Source organism: Acinetobacter sp. MF4642 (assembly GCF_002018925.1).
Taxonomy (GTDB): Bacteria; Pseudomonadota; Gammaproteobacteria; order Pseudomonadales; family Moraxellaceae; genus Acinetobacter; species Acinetobacter johnsonii.
This window is the reverse complement of record NZ_MVON01000005.1, coordinates 52,851-78,632: the sequence shown is the minus strand read 5'-3', so window position 1 is coordinate 78,632 and position 25,782 is coordinate 52,851. Positions and strand designations below refer to the sequence as shown.

General features: G+C 40.4%; 24 protein-coding genes. 11 read left to right on the top strand and 13 right to left on the bottom strand.

Translation table 11 applies throughout. From position 1 onward, the window contains the following. The first annotated feature begins 82 nt into the window (after positions 1-82). Complete coding sequence (locus MF4642_RS04405) at positions 83-1,630, top strand: hypothetical protein (protein ID WP_078425428.1); 1,548 nt, start codon at positions 83-85, stop codon at positions 1,628-1,630. A gap of 87 nt (positions 1,631-1,717) precedes the next feature. Here MF4642_RS04405 and MF4642_RS04400 read toward each other — a convergent pair whose 3' ends face one another. Beyond that, on the bottom strand, positions 1,718-3,337 hold the full coding sequence (locus MF4642_RS04400) for an inorganic phosphate transporter (RefSeq protein ID WP_005399885.1): 1,620 nt from the start codon (positions 3,335-3,337) through the stop codon (positions 1,718-1,720). A gap of 426 nt (positions 3,338-3,763) precedes the next feature. Here MF4642_RS04400 and metH point away from each other — a divergent pair, with 426 nt between their 5' ends. The 3 genes from metH (at position 3,764) to MF4642_RS04385 (ending at position 9,625) form a co-directional block, all read left to right on the top strand. Further along, complete coding sequence (metH, locus tag MF4642_RS04395; protein WP_078425427.1) at positions 3,764-7,450, top strand: methionine synthase; 3,687 nt, start codon at positions 3,764-3,766, stop codon at positions 7,448-7,450. Positions 7,451-7,697: 247 nt separating this feature from the next. Further along, positions 7,698-8,687: a retron St85 family effector protein gene (locus MF4642_RS04390; RefSeq protein WP_078425426.1), complete on the top strand. Its 990-nt coding sequence runs from the start codon at positions 7,698-7,700 to the stop codon at positions 8,685-8,687. Next, positions 8,684-9,625 (top strand): retron St85 family RNA-directed DNA polymerase, encoded by a 942-nt coding sequence (locus MF4642_RS04385; RefSeq protein ID WP_078425425.1) that lies wholly within the window; start codon positions 8,684-8,686, stop codon positions 9,623-9,625. Before MF4642_RS04390 ends, MF4642_RS04385 begins: the two co-directional genes overlap by 4 nt. A 170-nt stretch (positions 9,626-9,795) precedes the next feature. Here MF4642_RS04385 and MF4642_RS04380 read toward each other — a convergent pair whose 3' ends face one another. Next, positions 9,796-10,164, bottom strand: a complete 369-nt coding sequence (locus MF4642_RS04380) for a hypothetical protein (RefSeq protein ID WP_078425424.1) — start codon at positions 10,162-10,164, stop codon at positions 9,796-9,798. Positions 10,165-10,308: 144 nt separating this feature from the next. After that, the gene (gene def / locus MF4642_RS04375; protein ID WP_078425423.1) at positions 10,309-10,794 is read right to left on the bottom strand and encodes a peptide deformylase; all 486 of its coding nucleotides are present in this window, start codon (positions 10,792-10,794) and stop codon (positions 10,309-10,311) included. A 214-nt stretch (positions 10,795-11,008) separates the two neighbouring features. Here def and MF4642_RS04370 point away from each other — a divergent pair, with 214 nt between their 5' ends. After that, a complete protein-coding gene (locus MF4642_RS04370; protein ID WP_078425422.1) occupies positions 11,009-12,286 on the top strand; it encodes an MFS transporter in 1,278 nt (425 codons plus the stop codon). 70 nt (positions 12,287-12,356) lie between these two features. Here MF4642_RS04370 and MF4642_RS04365 read toward each other — a convergent pair whose 3' ends face one another. From MF4642_RS04365 to pnuC, 3 genes are all read right to left on the bottom strand, one after another. Beyond that, positions 12,357-12,866, bottom strand: coding sequence for a DUF2505 family protein (locus tag MF4642_RS04365; protein ID WP_078425421.1), 510 nt, complete (start codon positions 12,864-12,866; stop codon positions 12,357-12,359). Between the two features lie 133 nt (positions 12,867-12,999). Continuing rightward, positions 13,000-13,269, bottom strand: coding sequence for a hypothetical protein (locus MF4642_RS04360; protein ID WP_078425420.1), 270 nt, complete (start codon positions 13,267-13,269; stop codon positions 13,000-13,002). Positions 13,270-13,277: 8 nt separating this feature from the next. After that, positions 13,278-13,853, bottom strand: coding sequence for a nicotinamide riboside transporter PnuC (gene pnuC, locus MF4642_RS04355; RefSeq protein WP_078425419.1), 576 nt, complete (start codon positions 13,851-13,853; stop codon positions 13,278-13,280). 199 nt (positions 13,854-14,052) lie between these two features. On the opposite strand from pnuC, the gene MF4642_RS04350 reads away from it, so the two are divergent. Genes MF4642_RS04350 through MF4642_RS04340 form a run of 3 tightly spaced genes read left to right on the top strand, consistent with a single transcriptional unit; the run spans position 14,053 to position 16,403 of the window. Then, on the top strand, positions 14,053-14,850 hold the full coding sequence (locus MF4642_RS04350; protein ID WP_078425418.1) for a crotonase/enoyl-CoA hydratase family protein: 798 nt from the start codon (positions 14,053-14,055) through the stop codon (positions 14,848-14,850). Between the two features lie 53 nt (positions 14,851-14,903). Continuing rightward, a complete protein-coding gene (locus tag MF4642_RS04345) occupies positions 14,904-15,812 on the top strand; it encodes an alpha/beta fold hydrolase (RefSeq protein ID WP_078425417.1) in 909 nt (302 codons plus the stop codon). A gap of 6 nt (positions 15,813-15,818) precedes the next feature. Next, positions 15,819-16,403 (top strand): TetR/AcrR family transcriptional regulator, encoded by a 585-nt coding sequence (locus MF4642_RS04340; RefSeq protein ID WP_078425416.1) that lies wholly within the window; start codon positions 15,819-15,821, stop codon positions 16,401-16,403. An 8-nt stretch (positions 16,404-16,411) separates the two neighbouring features. On the opposite strand, the gene MF4642_RS04335 is transcribed toward MF4642_RS04340, so the two are convergent. After that, a complete protein-coding gene (locus MF4642_RS04335) occupies positions 16,412-16,780 on the bottom strand; it encodes a hypothetical protein (RefSeq protein ID WP_227518514.1) in 369 nt (122 codons plus the stop codon). Between the two features lie 444 nt (positions 16,781-17,224). Between MF4642_RS04335 and MF4642_RS04330 the strand changes: the two genes are divergently transcribed. Further along, positions 17,225-17,671, top strand: coding sequence for a GNAT family N-acetyltransferase (locus MF4642_RS04330; RefSeq protein ID WP_078425415.1), 447 nt, complete (start codon positions 17,225-17,227; stop codon positions 17,669-17,671). A gap of 32 nt (positions 17,672-17,703) precedes the next feature. On the opposite strand, the gene MF4642_RS04325 is transcribed toward MF4642_RS04330, so the two are convergent. The 4 genes from MF4642_RS04325 to MF4642_RS04310 all read right to left on the bottom strand — a co-directional run bounded on the left by MF4642_RS04325 (position 17,704) and on the right by MF4642_RS04310 (position 21,695). Beyond that, positions 17,704-19,578, bottom strand: coding sequence for a diguanylate cyclase (locus MF4642_RS04325; RefSeq protein WP_078425414.1), 1,875 nt, complete (start codon positions 19,576-19,578; stop codon positions 17,704-17,706). Positions 19,579-19,703: 125 nt separating this feature from the next. After that, entirely contained in the window at positions 19,704-20,042 is a 339-nt protein-coding gene (locus MF4642_RS04320; protein WP_078425476.1) for an FKBP-type peptidyl-prolyl cis-trans isomerase, read from the bottom strand. A 19-nt stretch (positions 20,043-20,061) separates the two neighbouring features. Further along, a complete protein-coding gene (locus MF4642_RS04315; protein ID WP_078425413.1) occupies positions 20,062-20,622 on the bottom strand; it encodes a YaeQ family protein in 561 nt (186 codons plus the stop codon). A gap of 71 nt (positions 20,623-20,693) precedes the next feature. Beyond that, positions 20,694-21,695, bottom strand: coding sequence for a CobW family GTP-binding protein (locus tag MF4642_RS04310; RefSeq protein ID WP_193791707.1), 1,002 nt, complete (start codon positions 21,693-21,695; stop codon positions 20,694-20,696). 475 nt (positions 21,696-22,170) lie between these two features. On the opposite strand from MF4642_RS04310, the gene MF4642_RS04305 reads away from it, so the two are divergent. Continuing rightward, positions 22,171-22,374, top strand: coding sequence for a hypothetical protein (locus tag MF4642_RS04305; protein WP_078425411.1), 204 nt, complete (start codon positions 22,171-22,173; stop codon positions 22,372-22,374). 245 nt (positions 22,375-22,619) lie between these two features. Here MF4642_RS04305 and MF4642_RS04300 read toward each other — a convergent pair whose 3' ends face one another. Continuing rightward, positions 22,620-23,141, bottom strand: coding sequence for an acyl-CoA thioesterase (locus MF4642_RS04300; protein WP_078425410.1), 522 nt, complete (start codon positions 23,139-23,141; stop codon positions 22,620-22,622). 308 nt (positions 23,142-23,449) lie between these two features. Continuing rightward, the gene (locus tag MF4642_RS04295; protein WP_078425409.1) at positions 23,450-24,448 is read right to left on the bottom strand and encodes a patatin-like phospholipase family protein; all 999 of its coding nucleotides are present in this window, start codon (positions 24,446-24,448) and stop codon (positions 23,450-23,452) included. Positions 24,449-24,586: 138 nt separating this feature from the next. Between MF4642_RS04295 and chrA the strand changes: the two genes are divergently transcribed. Continuing rightward, complete coding sequence (gene chrA, locus MF4642_RS04290) at positions 24,587-25,774, top strand: chromate efflux transporter (RefSeq protein WP_078425408.1); 1,188 nt, start codon at positions 24,587-24,589, stop codon at positions 25,772-25,774. The last annotated feature ends 8 nt before the right edge of the window (positions 25,775-25,782 follow it).

The window sequence follows — 25,782 nt, the reverse complement described above, 5'->3', positions numbered from 1 at the left end:
GAAATGCCAAGCAGTAATTTGATTTGGCATAGATAATGTTTACAACTGTATATAAATAGCAAATGCCAGTGAGATTTCTTGCATGTCCAATCCCTTAGATGGTCTTCAATTTCCAATTTACTCGAAAACACAAAAAATTAGTACCTCACGTACAGGGAAAGAGATTATTGCAGAGGCCTTAGCCAATGTTGATCACCAAACCTCTGTGGCCGCACTTACAGAAAAGAACTGGCGTAAACAATATCCACGCTATTTTAAATCCTTAGTTGAATTTGGGATTCGTAATCAAATTGCACCGATTCAAATAGCACAAGATGGACTTAACAAAGCACATAATGTGTTTGAGTTTTATCGGAATGGGCAAAAACATCTACTCAAAGATGTGATGTCACTTAAAACCACACCGCTACACACCATCAAACTCAAAGGTGAAAGTGATGTTGCACCTGAGTGGTCAGTGCCTTATAAAGGCCAACAGCTCAGGGGTGATGCCTTACTCGCACAAATCCAAACGTGGTTAGATGCAGGTGTGATTGAACCCAGTCACGCTGAAGCATTGATTGCCTGTGTGGAACATCCTGAATGGTTTGATTTATCTGACCGCACTATGGTTTTGTTCGGTGCGGCATCTGAAGCGGGTCCACTCACATGGTTAGCCCAATGGAAAGCCAATATTGTGGCAGTTGATTTACCGAATAGCCGTGTATGGGGCAAAATTTTAGGCACCATTCAACACGGCAATGCCACGTTATATGCCCCATCGGTTGAAGCTTTGAGCGCGGAAACACCTGTGTCTGTGCTTAAAGAAAAACTTGGTGCGAACTTACTGACACAAGTGCCTGAAATTGCACAATGGTTGGTACAAAACCCACATCAGTTAGATTTGGCCGCGATTGCGTATTTGGATGGTGAAAAGCATGTCCGTGTTTCTGTTGCAATGGATGCGATTATGCAATATGTCAGTGCGCAAAAAGCAGATACCAGTTTGATGTATATGTGTACACCTACCGATGTCTATGCCGTACCTGAAGAAGTCATTAAAGCATCTGAGCAAAAGTTCAGTGGTCGTTCTAAAACTCAGCAGATGATCAGTAAAAGTATTTCAACCCTCAGTGGGCAACTGTTCTTTAAGAAAAACCTACATGACCTCGTCGAGTCGGATAATAACAAGTCTTACGGCATCACCGACTGTTTAGTGATTGAGCAAGGGCCGAACTATGCATTGGCTAAACGTATTCAACAGTGGCGTGCAACACTTGCTCGATCAGAAGGTCAGCGAGTCAGCATCAACATTGCACCATCAACCACCACGCATTCTGTCACCAAAAATCCACTGCTCAAAGCCGCATTTAATGGGGCGAGCTTGTTTGATGTTGAAGCCTTTAAGCCAGCAACCACCAATGCCATTATGGCGGCTTTATGGATCCATGATCTCCGTAATCCTGAGTCTGTAGCTAACCCAGAGGTCAAACTTGAACATCCTTTAGAACTGATGATGCACGGCGCCAATCACGGTGGCTTATGGCGTGTAGCTTATTTAGCACGTACTGCACTGCCCTTTGCAGCACTTTATGGCTTTGCCGCAGATAAACTACCTTTAGACAAAGTCTGGGCGAAGTTCAAAAAGTAAAATATGAACAGCATCGTTCATAAAATACAGAGCTAAAAAACGCTACCTTAGGTAGCGTTTTTTTATCATTGGTTTTTACGCATCAAATTAAACGAACTGTAGGAACAACCAGAACAAACCACCTGATAAACAGATCGTGGCTGGTAAGGTAAAGATCCAAGCCGAAAGAATGGTTCTCACTGTTGCAAAATTCAGACCTGACTTATTCGCCACCATGGTCCCTGCTACCGCAGAGTTCAATACGTGTGTGGTCGATACTGGCATACCAAAGCCATCCGCAGCTGCAATCGTAGTCATCGCCACCAATTCTGCTGACATGCCCTGACCATAAGTCATATGGTTTTTACCAATACGCTCACCTACAGTCACCACAATACGCTTCCAACCGACCATCGTACCTAGACCTAAAGCCAATGCCACAGCCACTTTCACCCATGTTGGGATGTACTGCAAGAATGAATCAAGGTTACTACGATATTCTTTTACTGTCTTTTTGCCCGCTTCCGACATCGCTGGCAATTGATCCGCTTTATCCAAACGTTTGAACGCTGTCGTGCTTAAGTACATGTCATTACGTAGTGCAGAAACTTCAGCTTCAGGAATATCTTTAAGATCTCCATAATGGCCAACACGCTCACCCAAATGATCTGTCAAACTGGCTAAAGCAGGTACGACTTCTGGGGTCATTTCTTTGGTTTGAATATATTGCGTGATCACCGTACGGGCTTTTTCATCTGCAATATCGTTATGATTCGGATAAATCACAGCCGCAGTTTGATCTGAAAGTTGAGCAAATGACTGAATGTGCTGTGAATCTAAATTCTTATTTAAAGAATAAGCCAAAGGCACAATACCAATCAAAATCAGCATGATTAGACCCATACCTTTTTGACCGTCATTTGAACCGTGCGCAAAACTTACACCTGTGCAAGTAAAAATCAAAATGGCACGAATCAGTGGAGGTGGTGGTTTGTTGCCTTCAGGTGGTTGGAACAGTTCCAGTTGTTTCTTAAAGATTTTTTTCACCAATAAGAACAACACTGCTGCAAAAGCAAAACCGATCATAGGTGAAAACAGTAAAGCTTTACCGACCTTAATCACCTGATCCATATCGACACCCGAAGCACCACTGCCTGAATGCATCAGGTAGTTCATGATGCCCACACCCAAGATTGAACCAATCAAAGTGTGTGAACTTGATGCTGGAATACCCAAGAACCATGTGCCCAAGTTCCACAAAATCGCAGCAATCAACATGGCAAACACCATGGCAAAACCTGCGCCTGAGCTGACATTCATAATCAACTCAACGGGCAGCAACGCAATAATACCGTAAGCCACTGCGCCACTTGCGACCATAACCCCAAGGAAGTTACAGAAACCAGCCCACATCACCGCAACAGGCGCAGACAGTGCATTGGTATAAATGACCGTTGCAACCGCATTGGCAGTGTCGTGGAAGCCATTTACAAACTCAAAACCCAAAGCAATGAACAACGCCGTCGCTAAAAGAATTAAAGAGTAAAGATTCAGTGCAGGAACATGCGATAAGTCAGCAGAAAGCTGAAAGCCAATATAAATTAGCGTTGAAATAATGACCGTTAAAAACACCGGCATAAAAAATTTCGGTGTAGGTACGTGCACATTCGTCGACTTGACCTGTGTCACGTGCACCTGATCTTGGACGGGAGGAATATTAGAATTCATGCAGACGGCTAAAGAGGATATCAATATCCCCTATTGTTCAATTTAATTGTGACAATTATATGACAAATGCGTGTCACATGAAGCCAATTTTTTCATAATTGGCTTATTTTAGATCAGCAGTAAATCGCTTATAAGCCTTGAACGCACTGTGCTGGCTCAAAATTTAACTTTTCGGTGCGGATTACGCTGAATTATTTTCTTACATTTGGCTGTGCTGTCTGTAACAATCTGCTCCAATCAATATTTTTCATCTCTATTTCTTCTGATCTATTAACATAGCGGGTCTATATTTCACTTTCGTGAAAACTAAAGCTAAATCAGCCTTTTTTATTTGCCATATAGCCAATACCACTTGAATTAGGCATCAATCGATCTGCTTTTCTGCTAAAATATTGCACGTTTTGAAAACCTGTTTGTGAGTTTTGAATGTCTACACTTGCCACCTTAAAAGCACTTCTTGCCGAGCGCATCCTTATTATCGATGGTGCGATGGGTACCATGATTCAGCGTCACAAGCTCGAAGAAGAAGATTATCGTGGCGAACGCTTTGTAGATTGGGCTTCTGACCTCAAAGGTAACAATGACCTATTGGTACTGACTCAGCCGCAAATTATTCAAGGCATTCATGAAGCTTACCTCGATGCAGGTGCAGACATTATTGAAACCAACAGCTTCAATGGCACACGTGTTTCAATGTCAGACTATCACATGGAAGACCTTGTTCCCGAGATTAACCGTGAAGCAGCTCGTCTAGCACGTGCGGCATGTGACAAATATTCAACCCCAGACAAACCTCGCTTTGTTGCTGGTGTACTTGGTCCGACTTCACGTACTTGTTCAATTTCACCCAATGTAAATGACCCTGCCTTCCGTAACATTACCTTTGATGAACTGAAAGAAAACTATATAGAAGCTACGCATGCCTTGATCGAGGGCGGTGCAGACATTCTCTTGATTGAAACCGTGTTCGATACCTTAAACTGTAAAGCCGCAATCTTTGCGGTGAAAGAAGTGTTCAAACAACTTGGTCGTGAACTTCCTCTCATGATCTCGGGCACCATTACCGATGCATCAGGTCGTACCTTAACAGGTCAAACTGCGGAAGCGTTCTGGAACTCGGTGCGTCATGGTGACTTACTCTCAATTGGTTTTAACTGTGCCTTGGGTGCAGATGCCATGCGCCCGCATGTAAAAACCATTGCTGATGTTGCAGATACCTTTGTTTCTGCCCATCCAAACGCAGGTTTACCAAATGCCTTTGGTGAATATGATGAAACCCCAGAGCAAACTGCAGCCTTCATTAAAGAATTTGCAGAAAGTGGTTTGATCAATATTACAGGTGGTTGCTGTGGCACAACGCCTGATCATATTCGTGCCATTTACAATGCTGTTAAAGACATTCAACCACGTCACATTCCAGAAACCAGACCTGCATGTCGTCTCAGTGGTTTAGAACCATTTAACATTACTGCAGATTCATTGTTTGTGAACGTCGGTGAACGGACCAACGTCACGGGTTCAAAAAAATTCCTACGCTTAATCCGTGAAGAAAAATTTGCTGAAGCCCTAGAGGTTGCCCAGCAACAGGTTGAAGCAGGCGCACAAATCATCGACATTAACATGGATGAAGGGATGCTCGATTCGCAAAATGCGATGGTGCATTTCCTGAATCTGGTTGCATCTGAGCCTGATATTTCTCGTGTGCCCATCATGATTGACTCATCAAAATGGGAAATCATTGAAGCTGGTTTGAAATGCGTACAAGGTAAGCCAGTCGTCAACTCGATTTCCTTAAAAGAAGGTTATGACGAGTTTGTCGAAAAAGCGCGTTTATGCCGTCAGTACGGTGCTGCGATCATTGTTATGGCCTTTGATGAAACAGGTCAGGCAGATACCGCAAAACGCAAGCGTGAAATCTGTAAACGTTCTTATGATGTTTTAGTCAATGATGTTGGCTTCCCTGCCGAAGATATTATTTTTGACCCGAACGTGTTTGCCGTGGCAACAGGGATCGAAGAACACAACAACTATGGCGTCGATTTTATTGAAGCTACAGGTTGGATCAAACAGAACTTACCGCATGCCATGATCTCAGGTGGTGTATCCAACGTATCGTTCTCATTCCGTGGTAATGAGCCTGTACGTGAAGCGATTCACTCTGTGTTCCTTTACTATGCCATTAAACAAGGCATGACTATGGGTATCGTAAACGCTGGTCAAATGGCGATTTATGATGATATTCCAAAAGAACTGAAAGATGCGGTTGAAGATGTTGTTCTGAATCAAAACCAAGGTGAATCAGGCCAAAACGCCACAGAAAAATTGCTTGAAGTGGCAGAAAAATTCCGTGGTCATAGTGGCGCGCAGCGCGAAGCTGAAAACCTAGAATGGCGTAATGAATCCGTTGAAAAGCGTCTTGAGTATGCACTGGTTAAAGGCATCACCACTTATATTGATGAAGATACTGAAGAAGCCCGTTTAAAAGCCAAACGTCCACTCGATGTGATTGAAGGCGCATTGATGGATGGCATGAACGTGGTCGGCGACCTGTTCGGTTCGGGCAAAATGTTCCTGCCGCAAGTGGTGAAATCTGCGCGTGTGATGAAGCAAGCCGTAGCGTGGTTAAACCCGTACATCGAAGCTGAAAAAACCGGTAGCCAGTCTAAAGGTAAAGTCCTGATGGCGACCGTAAAAGGCGATGTACACGATATTGGTAAAAACATCGTGGGCGTAGTCTTGGGCTGTAATGGTTATGACATTGTTGACCTTGGCGTGATGGTGCCTGCGGAAAAAATCCTACAAACTGCGATTGATGAGAAATGTGACATCATCGGTTTATCTGGTTTGATCACCCCATCTTTGGATGAAATGGTGTTTGTTGCCAAAGAAATGCAGCGTAAAGGTTTTACCATTCCTTTACTGATTGGTGGTGCAACCACATCGAAAGCCCATACCGCGGTTAAAATTGACCCACAATATTCAAATGATGCGGTAATTTATGTAGCAGATGCCTCTCGTGCAGTGGGTGTAGCGACTACCCTACTGTCTAAAGAAATGCGTGGTAACTTTATTGCAGAGCATCGTGCTGAATATGCCAAGATTCGTGAACGTTTAGCGAATAAACAGCCGAAAGCAGCGAAGCTCAGCTATGCCGAATCGATTGAAAATGGCTTTAAAGTGGATGCGAATTATGTACCGCCAATTCCAAATACGATGGGTACACATGTCCTCACCAACTACCCACTTGCAACATTGGTGGAATATTTTGACTGGACACCATTCTTTATTTCTTGGAGCTTGGCAGGTAAATTCCCGAAAATTCTAGAAGATGAAGTGGTGGGTGAAGCCGCGACTGATTTGTACAATCAAGCACAAATCATGTTGAAAGACATTATCGAGAATAATCGTTTCGATGCACGTGCTGTGTTTGGTTTATACCCTGCACAACGTACAGGTGCAGATACCGTCAGCGTATTTGATGAAGCAGGTCAAACTGTAACGCATACTTTTGAGCACCTACGTCAGCAGTCTGACAAAGTCACGGGTAAGCCGAATTTATCTTTAGCCGACTTTATTAGCACTTCTAAAGACAATACCGATTATCTTGGTGGTTTCACGGTATCGATCTTTGGTGCGGAGGAATTGGCGAATGAATATAAAGCCAAAGGTGATGATTACTCTGCAATCTTGATTCAGTCTTTAGCGGATCGTTTTGCCGAAGCATTTGCGGAGCATTTGCATGAGCGTATCCGTAAAGAGTTTTGGGGCTATAAAGCCGATGAGACTTTGGGCAATGAAGAATTGATCAAAGAGAAGTATGTTGGTATTCGTCCTGCGCCAGGTTACCCTGCTTGTCCAGAGCATTCTGAAAAAGCGGTGTTGTTTGACTGGTTAGGTTCTGAAGAAAAAATCGGTACGAAACTGACTGAACACTTTGCGATGATGCCACCTTCCTCTGTCAGTGGTTTCTATTATTCGCACCCTGAAAGTGAATACTTTAATGTGGGCAAGATTTCTCAGGATCAGCTTGAGGATTATGCAAAGCGTAAAGGTTGGACACTGGATGTAGCGAAGCGTTGGTTAGCACCGAATTTAGATGATTCGATTGCTTAAATCTTTGAGGTTATGTAATATTAAAGGTATATTCTCTTTAGCCTTTTTATAAAACGAACTATTTTGGGTAGTTTTATAAAAGTTTAGCGTTTCGCTAAACTAATGTTATTGTGAGAAATTTAGGCTTGCGTTAGATGAATTTCTGCGCACCTAAAGGAGCTTAGAAATTCATCTAACGCTATCCTGAGTAAAGAGATCTGAGAGGTGAGTTAAAGCTCACCTCTCTTTTATTAATAATAATTTTCTTATGTCATTCGAATATTTTATATTAAGTCAAATTGATACTTGGGGTGTTGATAGATTTAAAATCAGCATTGATAAGCCTATTATTTTTGTATGCGGTGGTCAGCTTGAATATGTAGATCAATACAAAAGTGAAAGCGATGATTTCCAAAAAAAATTTCAAAGCCTACGTAAATTTTTTTGCGATAATATTTTTCATGTTAAAAATTCAAAAAAAAACATAATTTGTGAAAATATTCATTTAGCTGAAGATTTTTATAATTATATTCAAGTTGGAAAATATACAAATTTATTAGATTTTGAAAATGATATCGCTCAAATTTCTAGTCACGTATTAATTTTCTTAGAAAGTGAGGGAGCACTCGTAGAATTAGGAATGTTCGTAAACAATGAGCACCTTAAGAATAAACTAATGGTAGTTGTTCCAGCCAAACATCGCCAAACCGAATCTTTCATTAATTATGGTCCTTTACAATATTTAAAATCCATCAATGAAGATTCTGTTTTAACTTTTGATTGGTGTAATACAATGAAGAACTACACATCAGATATAGTTCAAACTATTACTGAAGATTTGATTGAAATGCTACCTAGAAGTAAAACAGTTTTATTTAATAAGAATAACTCTTCTCATCATATTTTTCTTCTTTATGAGCTTATTAGAATTTTTTATCCAATTACAGTTAAAGAGTTAATGGAAGCACAAAAAATTATCTTAGATATTGATGATTTCTCAAAGAGTATATGTGAAAACTACACTTATTTACTTAGAAGTTTAGATTATATAGATTGCTATGATTATTCTTCCAAAACATATTTCTATCCTAAAAATCCAAATTTAATTAAAGTCTATTTGAAACGTAAAAATACTGAATCTCAACCTTTTGATTTTATGAAGTTAAGTTTAAGTAAAATTTCTCATTTTGAATCCGACAGAAAACGTAAACAAGTTTTTGAGAAAATCAAACAAATTATTGGGGGTGACAATCAATGATTGAGTTAAACCTACTTAAATTTTTAAATATTGAATTCCCTCTTGGTGAGGAAAATATTATATCGTTCGTAAATACAGCACCTCATAGATATAAAACTTACGAAATTTTAAAAAAAGATGGTAAAAACAAACGTAAAATTGCTCAGCCATCTAAGGAAGTCAAACTATTACAACGTTCAGCTTTAAAATTGCTTGAACCAATTTTACCAATCCATGATTTAGCTTTTGCATATACTAAAAACCGTAGCATCAAGAATAATGCTATGATTCATCAAAATTCTAAATTTATTCTCAAAACGGATTTATCAAATTTTTTCAACTCTATAACACCTAAAATATTGTTAGAGCAAATTCGAAAAACAAATATTTCTGTTTCAAGTAAAAATGAAGAGTTGGTTAGCAATCTATTTTTTTGGAAAGAAACAAGAAAAGATGGTCTCAAGTTAAGTATTGGTGCTCCATCTTCTCCCTTATTGTCAAACTTTATCATGTACAATTTTGACAATAAGATTGTTGAAGTGTGCAAGCAATATGACTGTGCATATTCAAGATATGCAGATGATATTACAATATCTTCCTCTAAGAACTTCTATGAACTAAATTTTCCTTTAATAATTAAAAAAATACTATTAGAAGAGTTTGGAGAAAGTATAAAATTAAACTCAAATAAAACTAAATATATTAGCAAGGCATATCACCGTAATGTAACAGGTATTACTATTACAAATGATGGTAGTATATCAATTGGTAGCAACAATAAACGTTTATTATCTTCAAAAATACACCATTTTAAAAACAACAAAATAAAAGATACTAATGAAATTTTCAAGCTAAAAGGTCAATTATCATTTGCTTTTCATATTAGACCTCAATTAAAGGAACAATTTGAAAAAAAATATGGTAAAGACACCATCTATAAAATACTTAAATATAAATAAGAGAGATTTTCAATCAACTCTCTTAATACTCTCTCCGTTAAAAAGTAAAGAGTAACGAGAATCCAATACCATCATTAAATCCCTCTTTCCTAAAGGTGAGAAGCTACATTTTGCAAGAAGAGACTCCAATTCCTGTTTCCAAACAAAAACCACTTGATACAGATTAAAATTTAGAATAAATCTTTTAAATGACAGCTTTTTCTTTCTGTAATATCACTAATCGAATCAACTAAAAGCATATTCTTATTTCCATCACCTCTATAAGCACCAATAACTTCAGCATATACAGGTTTTACCATATCCTTTTCCTTAGATAAAAAGTCTGATACTGCTTTTTCATCACTCCATTCAGCATCTTTTAGTTCATATATATTTCTACTAATATCACAACGAGTCAAAATCACTTTCTTGTTTTTAACTTCCAACGTCCCAATAAAAATATCCATCACCTCATTTGATTCAATAGACTCAGCAAAAGCAGTCAAAGGATTCAACAACATATACACAATTAAAGCTAATATGAGGTATATTTTTTTCATTGAAACGCTCCTAACGTGTGATGTGATAAAATACGAAGAAATATTCGACATCCGGTTTAATCAATTCTATTGGTTGAGTTTAGTATATTTATCAGCAGATAGCTGTTTTATATTTTTATTATAAGGCTTCATTAATTTCCACTTTTAAGTAGACATTCGCTCTACAAACAACACACCATCCAAATGATCGACTTCATGCTGAACGATACGGGCAGGAAAACCTTCAAAAGTTTTTTCGACAATTTCACCTTGTAAAGTGTAATAACGTACTTTTACTACTTGTGCACGTTCAACCACTCCACGTTGATCAGGAACACTCAAACAACCCTCTTCTCCCAAACAAGTTGCTTGGGAAAACTCCAAAATCTCAGGATTCACCATCACCACTGCATCCATCTCAGGTGCATCGGGATAGCGTAAATTTGGCCGTGAAGCCACAATAATAACCCGCTTTGAAATATAGACTTGTGGTGCAGCAATGCCCACACCGCTCCGCTCTAACATGGTCGCAATCATGGCCGAGGCCAACTGCATGAGCCAGTCGCTATTAAATTCTGCATCTGCGACGCGAGCAGCTTTGAGTCTTAAAATATCTTCACCACGTTGTGCAACAGGTAAAATGACACTCATACACAAATCCTAAATTTTTATACCTATTTATTCTTTTTATATCATAAGCTTTTTATCTCGCCTGCGTTATATATTTACGTTGACCGTCAAATCAACTATGTTGATTCATGTATAATTTTTAGTTCAGCCCCAGTAAAGAAAGATTGATTATTCATTCAAAAAAGACTTCTTTAAAATCAAATATAAACCTTTATTCAGCTTTGGAAATATACGCATGGATGCAACACCACGTTTGACCAGAGAAGACAAACGTACCCTTGGGCTGTCATCACTCGGTGGTGCACTTGAGTTCTATGACTTTGTTATTTATGTTTTTTACGCCAAAATTATTTCTGAGTTGTTCTTTCCCGCAGGGCTCAGCCCATTTTGGGCCATGCTGAATACTTACGGTATTTTTGCCGCAGGTTACTTCTTCCGTCCACTTGGCGGTGTAGTCATGGCGCACTTTGGCGACCTCATCGGGCGCAAGCGTCTCTTTAGTTTATCTATTTTGCTCATGGCTTTACCTACCCTCATGATCGGGGTTATGCCAACTTTTGAAACGATTGGTTATACTGCACCGCTGCTTTTGCTCCTTATGCGGGTGGTACAAGGCATTGCAATTGGTGGAGAAATTCCAGCGGCATGGACCTTTGTTTCTGAGCATGTTCCTGCTGAAAAAATTGGTTTTGCCAATGGCTTACTTACCGCAGGTTTGTCACTCGGCATCTTGCTCGGTGCTTTAATGTCACTGTTCATTTCTCTTCAGTTTAGTGAAACATCTGTACATGATTGGGCATGGCGCATTCCCTTTATTGTGGGTGGTATTTTTGGCTTAGTGGCCTTGTATTTACGCAGTTATTTGAAAGAAACACCTGTATTCAAAACCATGCAAACACGTAAAGAGCTGTCTAAAGAAATGCCGGTGAAACAAGTCTTAGCCCGTCATAAAACCGCCGTTGTGATTGGTATGCTCTTGACTTGGTTCTTAACTGCTTGTGTAGTGGTTCTGATTTTAGCCATGCCAAACTTACTGACGGGTGCCTTTGGTTTTGAACGTAGCGATGCTTTTCAAATGCAAAGTGCTGCGATCATCATGCAAATGTTGGGATGTATACTCGCTGGGACCTTAGCCGATCGTTTTGGTGCAGCCAAGGTCTTGATTTTTGGCTCGCTCGGTGTCGCCGCTATCGCAACCATTTTCTATCACAGTTTAGGTGCGGTCAGTCCAACTACGGTGTTTGCACTGTATATGCTTTTGGGATTCTTTTCAGGCACGGTAGGGCTTGTGTCCTATAGCATGGTCAAAATGTTCCCTGCTCCAATCCGCTTTTCGGGCATTTCGTTTTCCTACAATGTCGCCTATGCCATTGCAGGAGGCATCACACTGCCTTTGGTTCAATGGCTCAGTCTCTATAGCAACATTGGCGCGATGTATTATATTTGGCTGGTCTGTTTGGTTTGCTTCTTCACAGCTCTGGTTTATCGAACTCGGTTCGAGACGAAGCACTAAAATGATAAAACCCTTCAATCGAAGGGTTTCTTTTTATGCAAGCTACTTTGAAAACATGAGGTCAAAGCCTTTAGCTTAAAGTTTCTGCATGCAGATTTTGACGCAGTTCATCTTCCACAATATCCAGCTCGATTTGGCTAAACTTACGGATTTCACCTTCAGCATGTTTTTCTAACATACCGCCAATTAATGGCACTTTCACTTTTACCGTCCATTCCAGTTGAAAGTGAATCTGCTTATCATTACCCGATACACTACGTTGGCACACGGCTTCTAAAGGTAAGTTGGGGTCTAAACGGACTTCCGAGCTCAATACAACTAAATTGCTGACGTCGGTACGTTGTAAGCGAAAGGCATCTTTTAGAAATTTCTTCGCAATATCAGGAATATTGACATCCAAATTATACGCGCGCTTGAGGGTATAAATATCGCCGACTTTATTCGACTCCAAAATTTCCAACTTCTCACCGGGAATACGACGACAAACATTTTCATGTAAGCTAATATCGGCTGCGAGTCGACGGAAGTCATCCAATGAAACACCTTTGATGGTGGCATTGACTACAAACTGATGTGCCATAATATTAAATCCTTTATTTTTTGTTTTTGTAAACATCCATGCCCTGATCAGGACTGAAAACTGGATCTCGTCATCCTGTAGAAAGGTCAAATATAGACGATGTTCCAGCACCGACTATACCGTGATCTAGATTTCAATGTGCGCCATTCTGTATGACAATATCATCTGCAATATGAATAAAAACCACGCGCTCAAAACAGGCCAAGCGAATATCAAAATGCTCGGCCCCATCATCCAGTCCTGTAACCGCCCAACTTGCACTACTGCGTAAATCCCCCAGCCAAGTGGCCTGATAAAAATCAGCAACCGAAGCAAAGTCCAAATATTGCTGTGGACTTCCTTTTAACCGTTCAATGACCGACTCAAATTGAGCCAATTGTATTTGTTTAAAATCAATCAACACTACCCATCCTATACACTTTTCAGCTGTTGTTTATGACGTACCTGAGTCCATTGCCACCAGCCAAAAGCCGCCAAGCCAACAAAGCCTGCATATAAAGCCGCGGTTAGGAACAAATCTTTATAGATAAACATACCGACATAAACAATATCGACAAATACCCACAACACCCATGTCGCAATATGTTTACGACTGGTCCAATAGGTCGCCAATAGACTAAACGCTGCGAGCTGCGCATCCAATAGCGGTACATCAGCATCGGTCAAATACTTTAAGCTCAGACCAAATACTGCACCAGCCGCAGCGGCAAGCAACATTTGCAAAATCACTTGCCGAGCTGTAATCGGTTCAATTCGAATGTCATGATCTTGTTGTTTACCTTTAAACCAGTGATAAAAACCATAAAAGTTCACCACCACAAAGAAAAACTGCAAAATGGTTTCGCCATACAACTTATAGGTATAAAACAAATAGGCATATAACAAGAAAGCAGCGAAGTTAAACCACCAACACCACATATTGCGCTTAATGGTCAACGTCACCCCGATTAAGCTAATGATGACTGCAAATATTTCAAGGCTAGACATGGTTCAACTGGTATTCAAAGAAGTGCTGCTATTATGAAAAAAAACTCAATAAAGGCAAGACAATTCCACTCAATCTAAACGTCGATTTTTTTTCGGGGCATCAGATCAAACCGTCAAGTCACAGAATAGATACGCATAAGTTTTGACAGTTTTCGAACAATCGTTTAAAAACTTATAAAACGATGCAGGAATAATCAAAATGTCAGAACAACAAGGTCGTGTCAGTCGCGAAGTTCGCGGTTCATTATTTTTAATTGGTTTAGATCGCGCAGCCAAGCGCAATGCTTTCGATAGTCATATGATTCATGACTTATCACTGGCCCTTACCGAATATGAGGATGATCCTTCACTGCGCTGTGCTGTAATTTTTGCGCACGGAGAACATTTTACTGCTGGGCTTGATTTGGTTGAGTTGCAACCCAAACTCACTGCAGGCGTTTTCGACTTTCCCGCGACACAAATTAACCCTTGGGGCACCAGCTCCAGACCTCGTACCAAACCCGTGGTTGTGGCAGTCCAAGGCTTTTGCTTTACCGCGGGAATTGAACTGATGCTCAATGCCGATGTGGTTATTGCCGATGCCAATACACAATTTGCCCAAATGGAAGTACAGCGCGGCATTTTACCCTTTGGCGGTGCAACGGTTCGCTTTGTACAAGCGGCGGGTTGGAACAAGGCTATGCGCTATCTACTCACAGGTGACAGCTTCAATGCGCAAGTAGCTTTCGATCTCAATTTAATTACCGAAGTCGTAGAAGCATCCACGCCAAATGCTGCATTAGAACGAGCATTGGCCCTTGCAGAATCAATTGCACATGCTGCTCCACTCGCCGTTCAAGCCACGCTGGCTTCTGCGCAACAAGCCGTACAGCACGGCGCAGAATATGCCTTTGCACATTTACAAGAGCACCTCAGCCCACTACTCAAAACCCAAGATGTCCAAGAAGGTGTCATGGCAATGCTGCAACGCCGCCCTGCTCAGTTTAAAGGACAGTAAAGCCCAGAAATCTGGAATCGACTTTAGGATTTAACAAAAAAGAAGAAATGATAATGCAAGCCACCGCCCATTTAGTTTCGACCCAAATTGAGAAACAAACTGTAAAATTTTCAGCAACCGATGGTTATGTACTCGTTGGTACACGTTATTCCTCATCTGAGCCGATCAAAGCCAACATTATTGTTGCCAGTGCAACAGGTGTACCACAGCAGTTTTATCGCCGCTTTGCCGAGTATGCAGTAGCTCTAGGTTATCAAGTCCTAACTTTTGATTATCGTGGTGTGGGGCTTTCTGCACCGAAACAACTCAAAGGTTTCGGCATGTCCTATTTGGACTGGGGACAGCTAGACTTGTCGGCTGCTATTGACTCTATCCGCAAAGATGGCAAACCTATTTTTGTGGTTGGACACTCTTATGGAGGCCAAGCACTCGGTTTAACCCACAACCATGACCAAGTCACTGCGATGTATTGCTTTGGCACGGGTGCAGGCTGGCATGGCTATATGCCGTTTCGGGAGAAAATGAAAGTGCATGTGATGTGGAATATTATTTTCCCGCCGATGGTTGCACTAAAGGGCTATCTGCCTTGGAGCCTGCTGAAAATGGGCACCGATTTACCTGTAGATGTCTACACACAGTGGCGAAAATGGTGTAAAAATCCGACCTACTTTTTTGCAGATCCCGAGCAACAACACTTACTGGAACAATATGCACAGGTCAAAACTCCAATCTATGCTGTTTCAGCACTGGATGATGACTGGGCTTTACCGAACTCAAGGCATGCATTTATGCAGCATTATCGGCATGCGAACATGCATTACCTCAATATTGAAGCCAGTGACTATGGCTTAAAAGAAATTGGACACATGGGATATTTCCGCCAAGGGGCCGAAGCCATCTGGGAAGATATGCTGAACACTTTCAATGGCTATTTATCCTCACCAACCACTACGGAACGTTAAAGCTCTATGCGCCCACAAAAACTGAGTAAAGAACAAATCCAGTTGCACTGCATGCAAACCTTTAAAACCCATGGTTATGCAGGCACCAGTATGGATTTATTGGCAAAGTCTTGTGGGCTCAGTAAAGCAGCATTTTATTATTATTATCCCAATAAAGAAGCTTTGGTTTTAGATATTTTGCAAGTCAGCCAGCAATACTTAAACCATAAATTGTTCAGCATTTTGTGTGATACGCACTTAGAGTATTGCGTTCGCTTTGAACACTTGCACCAGCAAGCTGTCCGCTTTTTTAGTGCGGGTGTTCAAGGTTGCTTAGTCGGAATGCTGTCTTTGGAAATCCCGCATTTATCCGAACAAATTCATCTCAAAATTCAGTCGATTTTTCAAGATTGGGAGCTGGCGTTGTTACACTACTTTCAGCAAGTCATGCCTATTGCTCAAGCTGAGGTACTGGCCAAAATCAGTGTTGCCGATTATGAGGGGGCAATCTTAATGACACGCTTAAAACAGGATGACTTCTATCTAACTCATGTTGCAGAAAGAATTCTTAAGCAGTTATCCATAGCTGTGATGGACGCTGTGGAGGCTTAAGCAAGAGATCAATCCCGAGTACGATAGCTTTTTTTATGCTCGCATCCACTGCGGTCAATATGCGTATAAAACATGCCATAACGACTTACATAATATTCAAGCGACTGATCATAAAAGCTCCAAAAAATAGACCATTCATTTAAATCCATTTTGCGAATTTGCGTCTGGGTTTTCGCAGGCATTTTGACCAATAATGTGCTTTGCATTAACGTTGCATCTTCTTCGACCGTGAGCAATATCGCTTGATCTAAAAATAGAGTCGCCACGTCATCGAACAGCTCTTGTTCATAAGCATCAACTTCAATAACACGCTCAACCTGAGGTGCTCTATTGGTATGCGTTGCCATTTGCACAGATGCTGCTTCCGATTCAACCACTTTTTTTGTCGCTTCAGAAAGCGGTGCTTTTTTTGAATTTTGATTACAATAATAGATGCCGCAACCAAAGCAATGAGTATGCAAATCATCAGTAAAAATGTCGCCATGCCCTGCTCTCGTAACCAATATTCCCTTTTAAAATACAGCATTATCGCTCAAATAAACACCAAATTAATTAAAACAGACTACGTATGAACTCAAATGCTCAATTCGATGACTTGTAATTGGGTATTGATTCTCAGACCAATTCAAGTGATTCAACACATATTCGCACAAACGTGAAAGGCATCACGATATGTGATTTTTCACTCACAAAATCACTATAAAAAATAATTAACTTAGTGCGATTGAACAACAAAGTTACATCCGTACTAACAGTAATTCAATTTAATAAATACAGTCGCTAGCATGAAATAGCTGTTTCTATAGCTCTAAGAAGAAAAGATGATACGGGCAGCCCAACTTCAGGACATTCCTGAAATTTTAAATGTCGTGCACGACAGTATTCGATCATGTATCAAAGACCATCATCGCCATGAAAGTACGATTCAAATTTGGCTAGAAAATAAAACCCAATCCAACCTGATTATGTGGATGCACTATAACGACAGCTGGGTTTATGTACTCAATCAGCACGTAGTGGGTTTTATTATGGTCAGTGATCAAGGTCGTATTTTACTCAATTATATTTCATCCGCTGAACAACAGCGCGGTATTGGGAAAGCCTTATTAGAAACCGCTATTGAACATCTTAAACGTAAAAAAATTCACCAAATGAGTTTAGAAAGCACCCAAACAGCATGCTCTTTTTATCAAAAACATGGCTTTCAAATCCATGTCCAAGACATTCCAAATCCCAAAATGGTGACCATGGTTAAACTCTTATCCTAAGGTTTATTAACAGAAGTATGACTCAACTAAATTCACTCATTTTCATAGGATTCATTGGGCATTTTCATCTGATCACGGCCCGCTTCTTTGGCTTGATAAAGCTTTAAATCGGCCGCTTTCATAAGGTCATGAATATTGGCATAAATCGTTTCATGATCCATCCACGACACCCCCATACTCAAAGTTACATAATCTTTGCCATCTAGGCGGTTATGATGCTCAAAGCGCGCACTACGCACTGCATCTAAAACGGTTTGCATAATCTGACTAATAATCGCAATTGGGACATTATATAAAACAATGGCAAACTCTTCCCCACCATAGCGTGCTAAGTAGGCATTATGTGGCAGTACTGCACCAATCACTTTGACCAGATTTTGCAGAACTTCATCGCCCTTTAGGTGCCCATAGAAATCATTATAATTTTTGAAATAATCGACATCCATCATGGCAAAAACCAAAGTTGCATGACTATTTTGTTGTGTTTCAATAAAGCGCTGCTGAATTTCCTGATTCAATGCACGCCGATTATAGGCGCCTGTTAAGGCATCAATTTGAATTTGATATTCGAGTTTTTCATTTAAGTCATGTAATTGAGAGGTGCGCTGTTGCACTTTTTGCTCTAAAGAATCATTCAATTCAATTAAATTATTATTTAAACGTTCGGTATGGTAAGTCTGATAAGCATAGTTACGTGATTGTCGGAACATCACCAAAAGTGCATACAGACTGGTAGAGATAAAAGATAGATGAATAGAATCAATCACATGTAGCGTTAGTAAAAAGTCATGAATGACCGATATACACAGCAATACCACGGCGTATAAATTGATTTTCGAATATTTTTGTTTGGTCTTTAAAGTAAGGTAAAAACCATAGGCAAAATTAAGCAAAATAACAATACTGAAAAATGCGCTATAAAAAGCCAGCTGCTCAAAAACAACTTGCTCGGATAACAAGGTAATGACGATATTCAAGGTCAAAACCAAAATGGAAACGGTATAAATCCAACGCTGTAAATAGTACTGATTAAGCAAATACATATAGCTCAAAAAAAATATGACCGCTAAATAGATAAATAAATATTCTAAACGTATGCCCCACAACCAGTTGATATCTAGGAAGGTCGTATAAGCATATGGCGCAGTAAAAAGATTATGTAAGGCAAGAAATAAAATAAAAATACCAAAAACAAAAATACTTTTACTATTCCGTTCATCTGAACCACGGAACATCGAGAACATGGTGGTGAACATTCCTACACCAAACACCACGCCACAGATCATGGCGATACTCATCATCAGTTGCTGATAATGTCGATTAATCGTTTTAGCAATGCCAATATGCATGGGGCTTTCAAGGCCGCCGCGTAAATTGTTAAAGTTTGAGGCTTGTATACTTAAAGTAAAATAGGGGCTGTCAGGGACAAAATAAGCAATCCGCGGTGCATTTTCTGTTTGCTGTGCTCCCGCATTATCCGCGACATCCCCTAAACGAACTAAAAAATCGCCATTGAGATAAACCCGATAAGCACAATTTTGATTGGGGATATGAATGGCTAGCCTTCGGCCAATAAATTCATCCGGAATTTTGAAATGACCGACAAAAGTCCCATAACCCGTATTACTGCCTGTAAGTTCTTGAAATGAAATTGGCAATTCGGTAGTTTTAGAAGGGAGTTTACGATTAGGCTGAGAAATCAGCTCTTGGTCATAATAAGACCATGTACCTTTTAAATAACTGGTGGTTTGTTCGGTGAATTGAATGTCATTGACATTTTTTTGATGCAAATAATACTGCGTGGGCTCAGCTTCATATTGTGCCCACGTCGAAGGTATCAAACTTAAAACCAGCAAACAGCTGAGAATAAACCAGATAAACGGCTGTTTACTCAATGAGCTATACAAAAGCGACTCTTCCCTTAAATACGCTCTGCTAAGGATTAATCTACAAATGTTTTTCTTAAAAACCAAGTGTTTTTACAAATGAATCAAATACGTCCTTGTAATTGATTCATTATCACTAATTTTGATTAATCACGTGTTTTTACATCATATAATTCAATTTCAAAAATCAAATTTGAATTGGCAGGAATAATATTGCCCATTTTACGCTCACCATAAGCCAAATGTGATGGCACGATGAGTTTACGTTTACCACCCACTTTCATGCCCATAATCCCTTGGTCCCAACCTTTAATGACACGGCCTGTCCCAATCACAGTTTCAAAGTAGTTCCCGCGGTCTAAAGATGAGTCAAATTTGGTTCCATCTTCTAACCAACCCGTATAATGCGTGGTGATTAAAGCACCTTTAACCGCTTCTTTACCTTCACCGACAACCAAATCAATAATATCTAATTCTGCGCTCATGTTTTCGCCCCCAACCTGTTCAATCAATAAATCTAGTTAAACTGCATGCTTCTTGCAATTTCGTCCATTCAATAATGGCTTGTGCATGGTCACCAATTAAGGTCCACTCACCATCCATCACATTCAACTGAAGTTGCATGGTACGCTCACACAGGGCCTGAACTGCTTCAGTACTTGCAGTTGACAACTGCCAAATTTCAACATTGTTCAATGTCTTCAACTTACTGTTGCGCTTATACCATTCATCGACCGCTGTGCCATAAGTGACAATCGCCACTTGCTTACAACGTGCACTGGCTTTTTTCACTTTATCTTCGTCTGGGCTGCCCACTTCAATCCATTTCACCAACTGACCCGTGAGGTCCTTTTCCCACAGCGCAGGCTCATTGGTTTCAAATAAGTCTTTGGTAAACTCTAAAGCTTCATCCGCAAAACGTGCAAACGCTAACAAACGCACCATCAAACGCTCAATGGTTTCTGAAGGATGCAATGCCAAAGTCAGTTGATAGTCCCCATATTGGTGGACATCCATATTGGCAATATTCAAATCTGCCTTATAAATTGTAGCTTTAAGCGCCATACATACCATCCTCAAATTTGCCGACTAGCATATAAGATTTCGGCTTTTTTTGCTTAAAACAATTTAAGTCATTACTCAATGCGGCATGCAAAAAGTGCACTTTCAAACCTTATCCAATCTCTTTCATTTTGAACAATCAATTCAACTCGGTTATCAATCCCTTCTTCAACATCTTGATAGTTAAATTGTTCAGGATTGAAATTAAATGCCTTCCACCCCTGATTGGTATGGAAAATTCCTTTAATCCGTCGCCAATCTTGCTGTTCGCAAAGCAAATCGAGTAAATCGTAAAAGTCAAAAACCCAACGCTTCGGCATTTTCCAACCTGCAACACTATAACCTTGCGCCGTTTCTACATAGTGATACGGCAACTGTTTAATCTCGGGAAAATCTTGTTGAGTCGCTTTCAACTGTTGCTGAACGTTCAGTAAAGGCTGCTTGAATCGTTTTGTTCCGATGTACTCAAAATCGATTTGCGCAAGCTCAATCTTGCCCTGCTCTGCCATCAGCCACTGCTGAGCATAAGGCTGATATTCGGTTTGCAGTTTTTCAAGAGCATCTTGATCTGTTTTTTGCATATGAGCTAGATGCGAAACCACCACAATCTGCGCCGCTTTCAATTGATCCTGATAGAGATTTTGTGCTGTCCATGCATGATCATGTAAACGCGAACCATCCAGCACGGTGATCGGCGCACGCATGTGCAGGGTCGAGTGCCAATGTGGCTCGGTCAGTTGCTCCAATAACTGCGCTGGATGTCCCAAGCCTGTGGGTTCAATAAACAGCCGATCAGGCTTTTGTTCTGAAAGCAAACGAGACAGTGCAATTTGCATCGGTAGTTGGCTGCTACAACATAAACAACCACCGAGTAATTCTTTCACCGCATAGCCTTCCGTTTGTGGCATGAGCTGTTGATCTACGCCAATTTGCCCAAACTCATTCATCAGTACCGCCCAAACTTCATGTTCCGGTTTCTGAGCTAACAAATGCATGAGCAAAGTGGTTTTACCTGCACCAAGAAAGCCCGAAATAATATGCGTAGGAACCGCCTGCGGCATCGACATCAGTTTCAAAATTTTATACCTAGCATGGAATATGACAAAAACAGCACAATAAAATAGACATCCATCTTAATTTAAATAGCCAACTTTATCATCTCAAACCCATGGCATCGAACAATCAGCATTCAATTGGCTGACATTTCATTCATCTATACCCCTATTGGACAAACTTACTTACATTTTACTCAGAACCAAAATTAAGCTTCTGCACTTAATTCGCATGCTTTGTACAGTTTATGTGAGTTTTCAAACATCCATATTGATCATTAATTCCTCACTCCCTCTCAATCTATTCACAAAAAACTTCTACTTGTTACTTAAAGCTCACTATTTTTTCATCATCTGTAGTTTTAGGTAATGTGTACTTTTCACATTGTTGCTTCGATTGAACCGCAGATATTCAGGCGATAGCATGAAGCTCAGTTCAAATTGATGTGATGATCAGTCTGAACTATTTTTATCTATAAAATATAAGGATGCCAAAACCATGAAACTTTCACACTTAATTATTGCAACATCTTTAACAGCTGCGAGCTTTGCAACTTTTGCTGCACCTCAACAAGCACCAGCTCAAGAAGACAAAGTTGTGGTATCAACCCAAGAAAAAGCTGAAACTACAGACTTAAGTGCAAATGCACCTGCTTCGGAAGCATCAGCAGAACAACCGAATCAAGAAAAAGCCGCTAAATAATTGAAATATTGAGAGATCCAGTGGCTTTACTCTCCTGCTGGATCGCAACAACTTTTTAGCGTCACTTGAAACCAAGATATATCCTGTCTTGGTTTCTTTTTATTTATGCGCATGGACTATAGAAGTTCGAGATCAACAGGTGCAAAAAGCCAAATTTGCGTAGTTTTCCCATATAAGCTTCTATTCAAAACATCAACGTCAGACATAAAAAAAGATCCCCTATACAGGAGATCGTTTTTTAAAACTTAACTATGCGATGCTTTTTTATAAATACTGCACGAAGGATGGTGGTTTTCTTGTAAGCGCGCGACTTTACGTTGTTCTGCCGCTTCAAAACGACAACGCTTCCAGTCATTGTCCAAATTCAATGCAGGAATTTGTTTTGGCTTACCATTTTCATCTACCGCAACCATGGTGAAGTAACAGCTATTGGTATGGCGTATTGTACGCTTTTGAATATTTTGTGCTTCAACACGAATACCAATTTCCATTGAAGTACGACCGACATGGTTCACACTTGCCAAGAAAGTCACTAACTCGCCGACATGAATCGGCTCTTTAAAATTAACTTTATCAACCGATAAGGTCACCACATAACTTCCTGAAAAACGACTTGCACACGCATATGCCACTTGGTCTAACAGTTTCAAAATGGTGCCACCATGCACATTTCCTGAAAAATTCGCCATATCAGGTGTCATTAAGACCGACATAGTGAGTTCAGACTGGTCATCCGCAGCCGCAGCAATTTGATCTAATGGGGACATCGCGTTCTCTAATTGGTAAGATAATAGGATATGTGACATTTATTATATCGGTTTTGAACGCTAAATTTGGTAACAAAACCATCATTATTATTTATAGTGATTTGACTATCATTCAAAAAAATATATATAAAGAAGACTAAGCTTTTGAATCTATAGGCCTTCTTTAAATTTTAATTTATTCAAAAACATTGTCGCTGTGATATTTTCACAGCATATAAATGGCTTTTAGCCTGATTGGCTGTATTTCGAGTTATAGAAACACATACTAGTCCAGTCCATTCAGGCTTTTATTTTGAAATCACGCGTGATCAATGCGTTCGTGCTTGAATACTTTGAATATTCAATTTCTGCTTATAATTTTTCTGCGCAAAAACTTTTTGAATCTGTCCTAACTGCGCAACGGTTGCATCGACCCCAGCTTGCATGGTCAACTCACGTCCACTCATATCAAAAATATGTACTTTCTCACGTAAGTCTGGCTGAATCACAATATCAGCATTTTTCAGCTCAATTTGTGCAAGGTTCTTTTGCATAATATTGATATTTTGGTTAAACAGCCCCCAAACATTTGAGGTTTCGGTATACATTGGCTGCGCCAGAATATCGACCGCGATAATAATATCCGCCCCTAACTTACGTGCCACATCAACAGGCACGGGACTGACTAAACCGCCATCCACATATTCATCAGCACCAATTTTAGTGGGAATAAACATACTCGGGATCGACACCGATGCTCGAACTGCTTGACCAGTATTGCCATAGTTAAAGACGACTTTTTTGCCTTCTTTTAACTGCGTGGCCACCACATACATCGGGATAGGTAAGCGTTGAAGTGGAATGTCGTTCACTTGCTCATTGACATAGTCTTCAACTTTTTGACCATCAAAGAAACCTTTCATGTCCAAACGAATATCGCGCACATCATTGGCTTTCATATTCAGCGCAATCTCACGAATTTGATTGGCATTTTTACCACTTGCATACAGTGATCCGACGATACTGCCAGCACTGGTTCCCACGATAAAGTCGGGACGAATCCCCGACTGCTCTAAGACTTGAATTGCGCCAATATGTGCATAACCACGTGCACCACCACTCCCCAACACCAAGGCAATAATTGGACGGTTCTGTTCTTTTTTGAGCTGTTTAAAATTGATCTGGTTGAGTCGCTCTTGGGCTTCACCTGACTCAGTTTCGGCTGAAAAAGCCTGATTTGGCGTTTCTTGAGCCACTTTGGGCATGCTTTGACAGCCTGCTAAAGCGAGCAATGTAAACGACATAAGGCTAAGTTTAATGTTTAACATGATTCACCGAGGTTGAGATAGCGCGAAGTTTTCCAGCAGCATAGTGTATGAAAATCAGCAGTCCAAGTACTGTTGTTTTTCGTAAAAGCGTCATATTTCTCTATTATAATCTGTTTCAATTTTTCAGCATAATTCAACATGCACACTCAGCAGCTCATTCGCATCTTTCTGCATTTTTTAAAATTGGGCTGCTTGTCTTTTGGTGGCCCTGCTGCTCATTTGGTGTTTTTTCACCGACATTTTGTACAACAACTTCGGTGGTTGAGTGATGCTGAATATGCCCAGTTGGTTGCTCTCGCACAATTGCTCCCAGGACCGACCAGCAGCCAAGTGGGTATTGCCATTGGTTATCAACTGCAAGGCTACCGCGGTGCGTGCGCGGCGTGGCTCGGCTTTACCTTACCGTCTATGCTTCTCATGGCAGGTCTTGCTATGTTGGGTCAGCAGTACTTCAATCAACTCAGTTTGATGACACTACATAGCATTCAGTTGATCGTTTTTGCTGTAGTTGTCTGGGCCTTTTGGCAAATGTTGACAAGTTTCTGCAAAACTATTTGGCAATATGTGCTGATGTTACTTAGCACCTTGTTTCTTTACTTTGTACCATGGTCGTTCAGCCAAGTTATCATCATCTTAGTTGCAGCTCTGGTCGGTATTTATTTTGCAGCAGATTCGACATCAAAGCTCCAAGACAGCGGCTTAAAAGCAAAAGTCCATGCAAAGCAGGCTTATCTTTGGCTGATTGCCTTTGTTTTGCCTTTTGTAGTTTTTATATTGTGGCATTCATCTTCTTCACTCTTCTCACAGAGCCTGTTTAGTTTTTATCAAGCTGCATCTTTGGTTTTTGGCGGCGGGCATATTATTTTGCCACTTTTACATCAGGACTTCGTCGTCAGCCATATTTTATCTGCCGAACAATTTGACTTAGGTTATGCGCTGGCTCAACTCATGCCCGGCCCCTTATTTAGTTTCGCCAGTTACTTAGGTGCTTTACTGCCTTTAACGCCCTTTGTTTGGCTGAATGCGATTCTAGCCACTTTAGCAATCTTTCTGCCCTCATTCTTTTTAATCTTTGCAACCTTGCCCTATTGGTCTTGGCTTATGCAGCAAGCTGCGATACGAAAAGCAGTGATTGGGATCAATGCTGCAGTGGTAAGTTTACTGCTGTGTTTAGTGATACAAATGGGACAAAGTTATTTCAAGCATTGGACTGACTTAGTTTTTGTAATCGCTGTTATTTTAATGCTTCGAACCAAACTCCCGATTTGGCTAAGCCTGATTTTAAGTTTTGCACTCTATCAGCTGTTCTTTTACTTTAGCGGCTAAATAGCCAT